We start from the raw sequence: 12,136 nt of genomic DNA on the forward strand, positions 1-12,136 counted from the left end.
TATATTAAATTATAATAAGCACATTCGTTAGCATCTATTGTTTGGTAAACCTGTCAAAATGTTATATGTGAGCACAAAGTGGTATCATGCAGTCTGCTGAGTACAAAAAAGATGCCCCTGATATAATCCTCGTGCGTTATCCGTACGAGGATTATATCAGGGGCATCTTTTTTCCTATCAGCATACTGCGTCGATTGCAAGCTTCACTGCTCCCATTATTCCCTGGTCGTCGTTAAGGCTGGCTGGGACAATGTAATTGTCGATGTCTGCAAGTTCTTTGGTTATAACATATCCGTTTAACTGCTCTAATACTTTTTTCCTTATAAGTGGGAAGAGCTGCTCCTGGTGCATTACTCCTCCGCCAAGGATTATGATCTGAGGGCTGAGTGTCAGGATATAAGAGCTAAGTGCCTGAGCTATATAGGTGCTTTCAAGGTCCCAGACTTTATCGTCATCTGCAAGTTCTACAGCCTTTTTGCCCCATCTTTCTTCAATAGCAGGGCCTGCTGCCATTCCTTCAAAACAGTTGCCGTGGTATGGGCATTTGCCTTTATAGGTGTCGCCCTCTACTACTGCCATCTTGATATGGCCAAGCTCAGGATGGAGCATTCCATGAAGAAGTCTTCCGTTAGTCATTACTCCGCCGCCAATTCCTGTTCCTATTGTAAGATAGAGTGCATCAGTCTTTCCTTTGGCACATCCCCAGGTTATCTCTCCAAGGAGGGATCCGTTAACATCTGTATCAAATCCAACCGGCACTCCAAGCTCTTTTTCAAAAGCACCTACTATGTCATAATTCTTCCAGGCAAGTTTTGGTGTCGAAGTAATATATCCATAGGTTTTTGAATTCTTATCAAGATCAATAGGGCCAAAGCATGCTATGCCAAGTGCCTTGATATCTTTGCCTTTAAAATACTCTATCATCTGCGGCATGGTTTCTTCCGGAGTCTTTGTAGGAATCTGCATCCTGTCAAGGATCTCTCCGTTTTCATTACCAATAACGCATATCATTTTAGTTCCGCCCGCTTCTATACCGCCATAAATCATATCAAGTTACTCCTTCCCATTTCTAATCTTTTGTAACGTCTATCCCAAAATATGTACATATCTGCGCAAGTCTTGTTCCTGACTCTGCAGATACCATTACTATGTTACCACTTGTATCATAAGCAATCACTATATATCTTGAATTCATCTGGAATACGCAAGGATTTGGTCCTTGTATTCCATAAGCTTTGAGCATTTCTTCATAAGTTGCCTGAACATATCTTGGCTCTACAAAAGCATGGCTCATGGTCGTACCATCCATGAAATCACCGCCAACTATATTTCCACCTTCGACTGTTTCTGACACATCATCGATTATTCCAAAATATGAAGCCACTGCCCTGTACTTTTCCATAGAAAGATCCATTACGCCTTCCACAGGAATCTGGGGCTCTTCACCGTAAGTTATCTCATCATAAGCACTGCTGTCAGCATTATAGACAAGTCCAAATCTCGATGATATGCTGCTGCATTCATCTGCATCATCTGTATATATTACAAGTACAGCATCTTCATCATGCATAGCCGCATAATACCTTGCATAGCCCTGGGAATCCGGAACTCTCATAACTACAGGATTAGGAACCTTATCATAGCCTGTAGACTCCAGCTCCTGTTTATAAAACCCATCTGTAAGAGTTATATCTTCCAAAAGAGTAAATCGCATCTCTGCTACGCTTCCTGGTTTTGAATAAATAGTAGTAAGATACCCGTCACCAGAGTTTTCACTTATCTGAGTATATCCATATTCTTCTGCAACGCCGGCAACTGCTTCCGGTGTCAGAAGACTATCATCAAAGTTACTGTTATCCGATCCTTCATTTCCCACTGATGAGCTGTCATTTGATGCATTAAGTGCTTCAAGACCTTCCTGGGTATTGGCCATGGTTCCTGCATAATTGAGCATGTAGTTGCCAAGATCGTTAATCCTTTGAGAATGATCTGAAGTACTTACAAGCTCTTTAAAAGAAATATTTATCTCGTCAAAGCCTTTAATATCTTCTGTGGTAAAGGTATCTAATATAGCATATATGTCGCTCCCACATAAATATCTTACTTCGCGAAAATACTCGTTTTGTCCATCTGATCCTGTAAATATGAGCCTGCCGTTTCCGGCATCATCAAAATTAAAAGATGTACTCGTAATATAGCCATTCCTTGTCCATGTCATCATCTGGGATTCCAGAGCTTCAAAGTCAGAATCTTCAAGAAAAGATACTAGTATATCTTTTCCATCATTTTTGTTTTCTATAGTATATCTGCCTTTTTCATCAGCAGTGTCATCATAAATTGCATAGTTATCCCCACAGCTTATAACAATGACATTATCACCAAAGCTTATTTCTGCGCCGGATCTTCCTATCCTCTTACAGGATATGCATGATAGTGCCATCATTATAAGTAAAAGATATGCTATATATTTTCGTCCATGTCGAGGTAATAATTTTTTCACTGATGTCTCCTTAAATAATCTGCTTCAAGATATGAATCAAAGAGATTAGTATAAGTTGAAGAACTGTAAAGTTCGTATTTATTCTTGGTATAGGTGGCTTCAAGCATGTAAATACCTGTAATTGTATCACTCTTTGTCTGGGTCAAAACTCCGCCGTTATTATAATTAATTGTAAAGTTACATGGAATCGCTTCAAAATAGCCTCCGTACCCGGTATCCTGCGTTATGGCACAGTAGACTGCTGTTCCGTCACAGTTACCGTAGTTCTGGCCATCCTCAAGACCAAACTGGGCATAAGCTTTAGAAAGTATATCGCTATCATAGGTGTCAATCTTTGTAAGGTGGCCTCCACATCTTATAGCACCAAGTACATCCATGGTAAAGTACAAAGGAACAGGACAATTTCTGGCAACATAATCTGTTGCAGCTATCCTGGTATCATCATAGGACAGGTTATAACATAATCCGTCATATTCTCCGCCCGCAACATAGATAGCATCAACCTTGTTTTTGACAAGCTCGTACCCTTCCGGATCTTTAAGAAGTTCTTTGATATTGGTAAGAAAACCCGTGGTTACAATCCTTATCTTACCGTTATGTGAAGACAGAACTTCCTTGTACATGTTTACAGCATTATCATATACAGGATGATCAGTTGTCTTATACTGCCATAAAACTCCCCAGTAATCACCATTACCGCCATATTCGTATGACACTGCTGCCTTGGCTACAGGTACATCTGTAAGACCAGCATAATCAAAAAGTCCTTCAGCAGCTTTAATATTATTACCTGATGGATTCTTGGAACAATAGGCAAATCCGATGATATCGCACAGTCCCTGATACTCAAGCTCCTGTGCTATACGAACTGCTGCAACATCATCGACATCTGTAGACATATCGGCATCAATAATGATACCTACAGGCCCCGTGTTTGTCTGCTCCTTGGCAAGGTCATCCTGAATATTCTCAACAGATTCCTGAGCTTCTTCACGGGCTTTATTATCTTCCTGCTCTTCTTTTTCCTGAGCCTGTTGTATCTCTTCATCGGTCATACCACTATAATCTTCTTCGGGGCCGACTTCCTGCATTGCTTCATTTAGGGCGTCTTTAAATATATCCCTGTAATCTGACAAGGTATCCGAAGGTTGCCTTGCAGCAAGTACAGGAACTGCCACGCTATTTACTATTAAGATGAGAATACAGAAAAAAGCAATCGCAGATTTTTTCATATATCTCCACAACTCGGCATCTGACCCAAATGCAACATACCGCCCCTCATACACCCATACATAAAACGACTTACGTAAAATAAAAAGTCATAACAAGCATATACGTTATATCGTATATACCTATTATGACACATTTTTTCCAATATGTATTGCAGCGTTTTAGGCTAATTCCCATCCCCATGCAATTGAATTATTCAGACTTCGCATTCCATAAACCAATTGTCTTATACCTTACGATTTTGATACCTTAGGCAGCCTATAAAGGATTTACATATTCTTTATAGCTGCCTAAGGGCTTCAAATCGTAAGGTATATCACATACTATCTATGCGAAGTCTGCAAATAAGTTATTTCTTTACAGCTGTTCCTTCAAGGAATCCCTTAAAGTCTTCAAACCTTGCTTCTACTATCTTACGCATCTGAACTGATAGATTTTCTTCTGAAATATTAAGTGTTATATGAATAGAACCCACATCTTCCCCAACAAGGCATATCTCTATGTACAAGGTATCAGTCCCTGTCCATTTAGCCCTCGATACATAAGGAACTTCGCAGGATGTAATGCTTGGGCACTCCATTGTATGAGGATCTACAAGTGTAAGTTTTCCCTCAGCCTCATTATCAGGATCAAATAAGATAGTATAGTCTGTAACTCCCTTATCTGTCTCCTGCTTTATATTAAGGCAGCCTCTTGCACCAGCTACTTCATTTTGATCGTTGTAGCTTACATGAAACTCAGAAAAGCCTCCACAATTTTCCTGTATTTTATAAGTATAGTCGAATTCAGATTTAAAAGGCTCTGTGCAAAGTGCCTTATCTATACTATTTTCATACTCACCAAATAAAGGTGCATGCTTAAGAAGTGCATCATGTATTATATCAAGGAGAGGCTGATTTCCGCCCTTTACATTCTGAAGATCAGCAGTTGTCACTATCACAAGATCATACTGTGGATAGAATAGTACATACTGCCCGCCAAGGCCATACATACAGAATCCGCCGCGAATACGCCAGAACTGATAACCATATCCCTGACGCTCATCGGTAACCTGCCCCGTCTGAATGTTCGGTGTCATAAAGCTTACGGCCTGCCTGATATAGTCTCTGAAAGACCTTATATCTTTTTCCTTATCACCTATGCAAAATGCAGTATCAAGCTCCTTCTTGTCATCTGCATCTTCCAAAAGCTCGTCCATTACAAATCTTCCGACATTAAGAATATCGTCCGGATAGCACATAAGGCCTGATCCGCCGATCTCATCGCCGAAAGGATCTTTTATAATATACGCGTCTTTGGAAAAAAGATATCTTGAAGGAATCTTCGTTCTAAGATAATCAAGTACTTCACAGCCTGAAAGCTTTCGCACAAGTGCCGCAAGCGTATGACTTGATGAAGTATCATAATTAAACAGCTTACCACTTCTATGAGAAGGAGCTGTAACAAAAAAGCTTTCAACCCAGTTAAGATCAACATGAAACTTATAGGTCGTTGATGTATGACAGGTCTGCATGCTAAGCATATCCTGAATCGTCATATTTAAAAGATATGGATGAAAACCTTCCTTGGGTTCATATTCCGGGAAAAAATCTGTGATCTTATCACTAAGATCTAGCTTCCCCTCATCTATCAAAAAGCCTATAGCAAGTGATACAAAGCTTTTAGTAATAGAAAACATCCTGTGCATCTTGGATTTGCTGTATGGATAAGTGTACTCTTCGAATATCTTCTTTCCGTTTTGATCAGCCAGAAGACTATGAACGCTGTTATTACCACCACTCATAAGACCTGACTTATTTATTTGATCCCAGATATCACTAATACACTCTTTCGCATCGAAAGAATTCATAACTTACTATCTCCAATTTATATTTTGGGTTTTTATACTGCAAGATAATGGTAGATTATATATCCTGCAAGAAGCCATGAAATAACTGCCATAAGTGCTCCCGACACTTTAAAATACTTGGTGCTCTTTTCCTGACCCTTTGAATTCCTGGCAACCTTATTGTTCATAAATGCCTGTGCCAGACCATAGAAACCTATAAGAAGCAAAACTATAACCTCGATGTAATACATACCTTCGTCCCCTTTTTTTGCATTTTTAATAACTATAGCACCTATGCTTTTATAATGCACCACGTATCTGGGATTTTTTTAAGATGGCGGGTAGGAAAATTCTTTGTCATTAACACCTTATCGGCGCCATGATCTTTTTTATAAATAGTTAATACTTGGTTACTATTATATTGTGCTATACTTTTATCCAGGAGGATCCAAAACAACATGGCTAGATCTAAAAATATTGATATGACCAAAGGACCAATCCTTAAGGAGCTGGTCCTTTTTGCATTACCTCTTCTACTTGGTAATGCCTTTCAGCAGCTTTATAACACTGTAGACAGCGTAATAGTTGGACAGTTTGTAGGTCCTGAATCACTTGCCGCTGTTACAAGTACAGCTGTAATAATCAACACACTGGTAGGTCTTTTTGTAGGTTTTTCTACAGGATCATCAGTTATAATATCCCAGTTTTTCGGTGCTCAAAAGGCTGATATGTTAAGAAAATCAATCCACACAGCTCTTACAGCAACCTTCATAATGGGCATTGCCTTTATGATATTGGGTTACTTTATAACACCACCACTTATAGTTCTCATGAAAACAGACGTATCTGTTATAGAACCTGCGACCACCTATCTTAGAATATACTTCCTTGGTATCCTTGGTCTTATGTTCTACAACATGACATCTGCAATATTAAGGGCTATTGGCGATTCTGTAAGACCACTTATATTCCTCATAATCACAAGTGTTCTTAATATAATCCTTGACCTCTTATTTGTCATAGGATTTAAAATGGGTGTTTCCGGAGTTGCCTATGCAACAGTTATATCCCAGTTTGTATCTGCATTTATGGGTATGTATGTACTGCTTAAGACCAAGGAAAACTATGGCATTTCTTTTAAAGAAATGCATATAGATCCGGGGATTCTCAAAAAGATATTCTCTGTTGGTCTTCCTGCGGGACTTCAGATGGCAATAATCAGCTTTTCAAACATATTCGTTCAAAGCTATATTAATAGCTTTGGTGCTGCATCTACAGCCGGATGGGGAAGCTATGGAAGAATTGATGCTTTTGTAATGCTGCCCCTTCAGAGCATATCTCTTGCTAACACCACTTTCACAGGCCAGAATGCCGGTGCCAGAAATCCAGACAGAATCAAACAGGGAATTCGTATATCCCTACTACTTGCTGTCATTGTTACAATAATTATCTGTGCGCTGGAATACGCAGCTGCGCCTTACATAATACGTCTTTTCACCAAAGATCAGGAAGTTATGAAATATGGAATCATATTTATAAGATGCAACTGTATGTTTGATTTCTTCTGCTGCTTCAATCAGATTCACGCAGGCGTATTAAGAGGTATAGGCGATGCAACTGCACCTATGTTTATCATGATATTCAGCTTCGTAATATTCAGACAGATATACCTGTTCGTTATTACAAGGATCACCCCATCCATTTATCCTGTAAGCCTGTCGTTCCCTGTAGGCTGGATGATGTGCAGTTTACTGATGCTTATCTATTTCAGGTTAAGTCATTGGGAAAAGAAATTGGGAAGTGCATAACGATGCAGCAATAACCCCCATTATCTTTAGATGGTGGACAGTTCACACAGTACAAGAATTTAATAATTTCTGCTATAATAACAAAGCCCTTTGAGATAAAAATCAAAGGGCCTTATCAATGAAAAGGAATAAACAAAGAAGTGAACATAGTATTATTTGAACCTGAAATCCCTTATAACACCGGCAACATTGGAAGAACCTGTGTTGCTACAAATACAAAACTTCATCTTATAAAGCCCCTTGGTTTTAGCCTTGACCAAAAAGAGATAAAGCGTGCAGGCCTTGATTACTGGCCCAAGCTTAATTATGAAGTTTACGAAAACTTTGAAGACTTTATGAATAAAAATAACCATCCAAAAGTATGGATGGCTACTACAAAAGCTCATAAAGTCTATTCTGATGTCAGCTATACAACTGATGATTATATAATGTTCGGACCGGAAAGCAGAGGCATACCGGAAGAGATCCTTGTAGATCATGAAGAAGAATGCGTTCGTATCCCGATGTTCGAAGATACAAGATCCATCAACCTTTGTAACTCCGCTGCAATAGTCCTTTTTGAAGCTCTTCGTCAGAACCACTTTGAAGGACTGAATCTAAACGGGCAGCTTCACAGACTACACTGGAATGATAACGTCTGACAAGCTTTTACATAAGCTTTAAAAGCTCTTTCATTATGCTTCCGCATACAAGGGCGTCAGACTCTGCCCTATGAGCATCCTGCTGGCTGATATTAAAATATTCTGCCATTGTAGGCTGCTTATGGTTGTCTGTGCAGGTGACACATTTCTTACAGATGGCCAGAGTATCAACGAATCTGATCTTTGCGCCAATTCCCAGTCTTTCAAAAGTTGCGCTCAAAAATCTCATATCAAAGCTTGCATTATGAGCGCATATTATCGTATTCCCCTTTATGGCATCATCTAAAAACTCCACAAATTCAGGATATACTTCCTCTTCTGTAGGTGCTTTTATAAGCATTTCATTAGTAATATGATTTACTCTTGTAGCGCTTGCAGGAATCCTTTTACCTGCATTAACAAGTGTGCCATAACTCTTTACAGCTTTGCCGTTTTCAAAAAGGACTGCGCCTAGCTCTATTATTCTGTCATTATAGGCGGAAAAGCCGGTTGTCTCTGTATCAAATGCTATATAGCGCTTTGAAAGCTCATCTTTAACAGTATCAGCATTTTTTATCTGAATGGTTTCAACTCCTACCGGTCCCTTGCTTTGAGCAATCTTATCAGCAATACTCCTTTTGCCAAACATCACTTCAAGTGCATCCATATCATTATCCTTCTATATGTACTATTTATTTACTCAAAATTCGCAAGAATATAAGATAAATTATAATGTACGAATTTTGAGTGATTTATCATAAAAATCTCACATTTATTTTTTTATACTACCAACTTATATTAACATGACTTTTTTACTCAGTCTATTTTGTCTATAACTACTGCTAAGTTAGCATAATTCACTGCACTTAACCATTATGTATCAAGTCCAAGAACAGTCTTTTATCAAACAGCGTGTTATAAAAAATGCCATATAAAAAAGCTGGAAAAAATGATTTCTCATTTTTTCACAGCTTTTTTATGATCAATGATTATCTTATCCGATGATATAGATATCAAAAGTACCTTTTGAAACCATATGACGACCGGATTGTACACACAATACTTACGTCATCAGATAGAATAGAAGGCCTGATTATCAACTACTGTATAGAGAGTCTTTCCATAGAAAGTCTGACTTCCATCATTTCTTTTAAAAGAAAGAATATTTGCATTGTTAAGGTATGAATTTTCTCCACTCAAAACCTTAAGACAAAGGTTGATCATTTCAGGGCTTGTCTCTTCAACTGTTCTCTTGCTGGCCCAGCTGTATGTTGAGAACTGTCCCTTCTGTGAAAGAACACCTTCTATAGTGTTAGGATATGCAGGTGACATTACACGGTTCATTATAACTTCGGCAACAGCTACCTGTCCATTAAATGATCCTCTGGCTTCTCTGTATACTACATTAGCCATAAGAACGAGCTCTTCCATTGTAAAATCATAATCGTATCCTACTGGATCTGCAGCAAGTAACGCTGCCTGTAAAGCGGCCTGCTCTTCTGCGGTAAGTTCTTCTGTAGTCTGTTCTTCTACAGTCTCACCTTCTGTTGAGCTTTCTGTTGTTGTCTGAGCTTGTGCATCCTCTGTGGATGAAGCTTCTGCGCTTGCATCTGTAGTTGCCTCATCTGTTGCTCCTTCAACAGTGCTGGAAGCATTTGAAGAATTATCTGTTACATCTGTTACGTCTGTTGTCACATCTTGTGTTTCATTTTCTTCTGCGAAGGCTACAATAGGCTCAGCAAAAGAAAGCACTGCAGCAGCATATGCCATAGCAGTTGTTGTTAATAATACTCTTTTTAAGCTTTTCATAACATCGGCTGGATCAATACAAAGAAAGTACCAAGTTCCCCCACGGAGCTTGAGTACATAAAAGAAAACAGCCTAACTTCTCCTTATTGTGTAAAAATTATTTATTTGTTGCATTTGTTACAACAGATGTAATAATAACAGATTACCTATCATATAATCAATCATATTTACATCTTTTTATAGATTTTTTACGAAAACAGGTCTGAAAATTCACCCTCAATTAACAACAAAATGCACCTACCACAGGGGTTATAAGCCCCTTGGCAGATGCATTAATTTTCATGATTTTTTTATTTTTCTATGTCAGTTCATATCCTCTAACCGGCCATGCTTTTCATAGGTAGTGATGCGTACAGCTTTATTATCGCCATCAACGAATACAACCTGTGGATGATATTCTTTCATCTCCTCAGGGCTCATCTGTGCATAAGCCATGATGATAACCTTATCTCCTACACTTACACATCTTGCAGCAGCGCCGTTAAGGCATATAACTCCGGAACCTGCCTCGCCGCATATAGCATAGGTAGTAAATCTCTGACCATTGTCAACATCAACTATCTGAACCTGCTCGTACTCACAGATTCCTGCCTTCTCCATAAGATCTTCATCTATGGTGATCGAGCCTACGTAATCAAGAGCTGCCTGAGTTACTGTGGCACGGTGAATTTTACCTTTGAGCATTGTTAATAACATATCTTCTCCTTTCAGGAATCTTTATGACTACCATGTGTAATTCTTTACTCAACCTTCGCACATAATTAACAATCTAAAGTCCCTGCAAATTTGATATCTCGGGCAGTTAATAAAGGATTTTCGAGTTCTTTAGAAATCTAATTAAATAATTGCAAGGAAAGTAACTTATTTATATGTTCGAAGTTTGAAATATTTTATTCATACAAAAAGTTATCAATAAGCCTTGTCTTTCCAATGTATACTGCCATTGCAAAGAGTGTTCCGCTCTTTACGCATATTTCTGGCTCGAGTGTATCGAAATTGGCTGCTGAAACGTAGTCGATCTTTGCAAGAGGCTCTTTTTCTATAAGAGCTTTTTGAGCTTCAAGGATCTTTGCAGCATCCTTTTCGCCGCTATCTGCCATCTCTTTTCCCAGATTAACTGCCTTTGATAATACAAGAGCAGCCTTTCTTTCCTCTTCATTTAAGTATGTATTACGGGATGACTTTGCAAGTCCGTCATCCTCGCGGATTATAGGACATCCTACAATTTCAATTCCATAAGACATATCTCTTACCATCTTCTTGATGATAGACAGCTGCTGTGCATCCTTCATACCAAAGAAAGCCTTGTCAGGTGTTGCTATATTAAAAAGCTTGGATACAACTGTACATACCCCTCTAAAGTGAATAGGACGAGTCTGTCCGCAAAGGCGTTTTGGCATATCATTAAGGATCTCAACATATGTAGCTGCAGCTTCTCCATACATTTCTTCTACAGAAGGATGGAATACAAGGCTTGCGCCGTGCTCCTCAAGGAGCCTGCAATCTCTTTCAAAATCTCTTGGATATGTTGAAAGATCTTCTGTAGGTCCAAACTGTGTAGGATTTACAAAATCTGATACGATTACTCTGTCGCACTCAGATACTGCCTTATCTACAAGGCTTGCATGTCCTTCATGAAGATATCCCATTGTAGGAACAAGACCTATTGTCAGGCCTTCCTTTTTCCAGGCTTTAACCTTTTCTCTAACTTCTTTGATTGTTTCTGCTTTGATCATATATTCCTCCGATTACCTTAATACCTTATATATGCAATTTCTCTTTGTTATTAAATTCAAACTAAGACTAAACATTAACCTGTCATCAGGTCTTTTTTACAAATCCATACGCAGACTTCTTAGCTTATACAAATTCTGATATAACGATTTTTCTTTCAGCAGCTCAGGATATTCTTTTTATATAGCCCTCTTCACTGTACTTGGCATCAAGACTCTGCAAGAACTCATCTGAGCAGTCACTCTTAGCATATGTCTGCTCGGGAGTAGGGAAAGCTCCATCCTGAACAGCTTTCTTATAATCTGCAAATGCGCCCTTCATAATCTCTCCAACTTCTGCAAAGTGCTTTACAAACTTAGGAGATACGCCGCTTGCCATACCAAGCATATCCTGATATACAAGTACCTGGGCATCGCAGCAGCTTGAAGCGCCGATTCCTATTGTGATGATATCAAGCTTCTTGCTGATAAGAGCTGCAAGCTTAGGTGGAACGCACTCAAGAGTTACTGCAAAGGCGCCTGCTTCCTGAACGGCAAGTGCATCCTGAAGGACACGCTCTGCATTGACTTCGCCCTTACCCTGTACCTTAAATCCACCAAATGCGTTA

At 39.0% G+C, this 12,136-nt stretch carries 12 protein-coding genes; 2 read left to right on the top strand and 10 right to left on the bottom strand.

Annotation, left to right across the window (positions count from 1 at the left end):
- Window positions 1-177 precede the first annotated feature (177 nt).
- From K6G87_RS09965 to K6G87_RS09985, 5 genes are all read right to left on the bottom strand, one after another.
- Window positions 178-1,047, bottom strand: a complete 870-nt coding sequence (locus K6G87_RS09965; RefSeq protein WP_296836538.1) for an ROK family protein — start codon at window positions 1,045-1,047, stop codon at window positions 178-180.
- A gap of 22 nt (window positions 1,048-1,069) precedes the next feature.
- Window positions 1,070-2,500 carry a hypothetical protein gene (locus K6G87_RS09970; protein ID WP_296836540.1) on the bottom strand — a complete coding sequence of 477 codons (1,431 nt, stop codon included), beginning with the start codon at window positions 2,498-2,500 and terminating at the stop codon, window positions 1,070-1,072.
- Window positions 2,497-3,732 (bottom strand): nucleoside hydrolase, encoded by a 1,236-nt coding sequence (locus tag K6G87_RS09975; RefSeq protein WP_296836542.1) that lies wholly within the window; start codon window positions 3,730-3,732, stop codon window positions 2,497-2,499. Before K6G87_RS09975 ends, K6G87_RS09970 begins: the two co-directional genes overlap by 4 nt.
- 347 nt (window positions 3,733-4,079) lie before the next feature.
- Entirely contained in the window at window positions 4,080-5,579 is a 1,500-nt protein-coding gene (locus tag K6G87_RS09980) for a serine hydrolase domain-containing protein (protein WP_296836544.1), read from the bottom strand.
- A gap of 32 nt (window positions 5,580-5,611) precedes the next feature.
- Complete coding sequence (locus K6G87_RS09985) at window positions 5,612-5,809, bottom strand: hypothetical protein (RefSeq protein WP_296836546.1); 198 nt, start codon at window positions 5,807-5,809, stop codon at window positions 5,612-5,614.
- 207 nt (window positions 5,810-6,016) lie between these two features.
- Here K6G87_RS09985 and K6G87_RS09990 point away from each other — a divergent pair, with 207 nt between their 5' ends.
- Together K6G87_RS09990 and trmL are read left to right on the top strand one after the other, a co-directional pair.
- Window positions 6,017-7,366: an MATE family efflux transporter gene (locus tag K6G87_RS09990; RefSeq protein ID WP_296836548.1), complete on the top strand. Its 1,350-nt coding sequence runs from the start codon at window positions 6,017-6,019 to the stop codon at window positions 7,364-7,366.
- Window positions 7,367-7,506: 140 nt separating this feature from the next.
- The gene (trmL, locus tag K6G87_RS09995) at window positions 7,507-8,007 is read left to right on the top strand and encodes a tRNA (uridine(34)/cytosine(34)/5-carboxymethylaminomethyluridine(34)-2'-O)-methyltransferase TrmL (protein WP_296836550.1); all 501 of its coding nucleotides are present in this window, start codon (window positions 7,507-7,509) and stop codon (window positions 8,005-8,007) included.
- 7 nt (window positions 8,008-8,014) lie between these two features.
- Here the strand turns inward: trmL and K6G87_RS10000 are convergent, their stop codons facing one another.
- From K6G87_RS10000 to K6G87_RS10020, 5 genes are all read right to left on the bottom strand, one after another.
- On the bottom strand, window positions 8,015-8,653 hold the full coding sequence (locus K6G87_RS10000) for a 3'-5' exonuclease (RefSeq protein ID WP_296836553.1): 639 nt from the start codon (window positions 8,651-8,653) through the stop codon (window positions 8,015-8,017).
- Window positions 8,654-9,057: 404 nt separating this feature from the next.
- Entirely contained in the window at window positions 9,058-9,795 is a 738-nt protein-coding gene (locus tag K6G87_RS10005; RefSeq protein ID WP_296836555.1) for a cell wall hydrolase, read from the bottom strand.
- A 303-nt stretch (window positions 9,796-10,098) separates the two neighbouring features.
- On the bottom strand, window positions 10,099-10,491 hold the full coding sequence (panD, locus tag K6G87_RS10010; RefSeq protein WP_296836557.1) for an aspartate 1-decarboxylase: 393 nt from the start codon (window positions 10,489-10,491) through the stop codon (window positions 10,099-10,101).
- Between the two features lie 194 nt (window positions 10,492-10,685).
- Window positions 10,686-11,531 carry a pantoate--beta-alanine ligase gene (panC, locus tag K6G87_RS10015; protein WP_296836560.1) on the bottom strand — a complete coding sequence of 282 codons (846 nt, stop codon included), beginning with the start codon at window positions 11,529-11,531 and terminating at the stop codon, window positions 10,686-10,688.
- A 163-nt stretch (window positions 11,532-11,694) separates the two neighbouring features.
- Window positions 11,695-12,136: 3-methyl-2-oxobutanoate hydroxymethyltransferase (locus K6G87_RS10020; protein WP_296836563.1), on the bottom strand; the 442-nt coding region annotated here is incomplete at its 5' end.

It is taken from the genome of Butyrivibrio sp., assembly GCF_024699075.1.